The sequence below is a fragment of the Brunnivagina elsteri CCALA 953 genome (genome assembly GCF_002289455.1).
In the GTDB taxonomy this organism is placed as follows: domain Bacteria; phylum Cyanobacteriota; class Cyanobacteriia; order Cyanobacteriales; family Nostocaceae; genus Brunnivagina; species Brunnivagina elsteri.
Window position 1 is genome coordinate 1 of record NZ_NTFS01000777.1, and the last position, 1,197, is coordinate 1,197.

The window sequence follows — 1,197 nt, forward strand, 5'->3', positions numbered from 1 at the left end:
GGCTATCCATTAGTCACATCTTTCTTAATAAAACTAAAACATACTTAAAAATAGCCAAAAGGATTGATAGGTATAGTTTTGGAATGGGATAGTAATCATAGGTGGTGGATAATGGAAAAATGGGCAGCGTTGGAACTGAAACAAGCGGACTTGGGAGATGCAAGACGAAACAAACGTCTGGTACGCATAGTAGAAGATTTAGCAGCGCAACCCACAAGTAGCGTACCTCAAGCCTGTGGAAGTTTAGCAGCAACATCAGCAACCTATGATTTTTGGAGTTCGCCGTACTTCAAAGCAGATGATATACGCAATGCCCATATCAAAAGTACAGTTGAAAGAATTAAAGAACACGATATTGTGTTGATGATTCAGGACACAACAAGTATAGATTTGACCAGTCATCCCGGTACAAGTGGAATTGGTTATCTAGACAATACAAAATGCTTCGGATTAAAAGTACATTCAACATTTGCAGCAAGCGCAAAGGGAGTGCCTCTAGGAATTATCAATCAACAAGTTTGGGCACGAGATATAAAAGACTTAGGAATAGCAAAAAAACGCCGTCAACGTCAAACAGAAGAAAAAGAAAGCCAGCGATGGTTAGATGGATTAAATCAAACACAAAAACTAATACCAGAAGAAAAAATAGTTGTAACAGTGGCAGACTCAGAAGCTGATATATTTGATTTATTCAGGCAAGAGAGACCAGAAAATTCACATTTACTAATACGGGGAACCCACAACAGAAAAGTAAACCATACAGCCAATTATTTACATCAAGCAATTCGTGCAACTTCTTCATGTGGAAAATTAGTTGTATCAATCAAACGAAATCCGGAAAGACAAGCCAGAACAGCAGAACTGACAATTAGATATGCAACGCTTGAAGTCGAAGTTCCAAGGCATCACATTGGACGTTCACAAATTAAACCAGTCAAATTGCAGGTTGTTTTGGCAGAGGAAGAAAACCCACCTGAAGGGTCTAGTCCTATTAGTTGGCTATTGTTAACAACCTTGGAAGTTAATAGCTTTGAAGGAGCAACACGCTGTGTAGAATGGTATACTTATCGTTGGTTAATAGAGCGCTATCACTATACTTTAAAAAGTGGTTGTAAAATTGAAGAATTGCAACTTGAAACCGCAAAACGAATCGATATGGCATTAGCAACCTATTCGATTGTGGCATGGCGTTTATTG

General features: G+C 38.5%; 1 protein-coding gene. It reads left to right on the plus strand.

From position 1 onward, the window contains the following. Positions 1 to 111 precede the first annotated feature (111 nt). Positions 112 to 1,197 (plus strand): IS4 family transposase (locus CK510_RS30620; protein WP_095725154.1); only part of this gene is annotated, 1,086 nt, incomplete at its 3' end.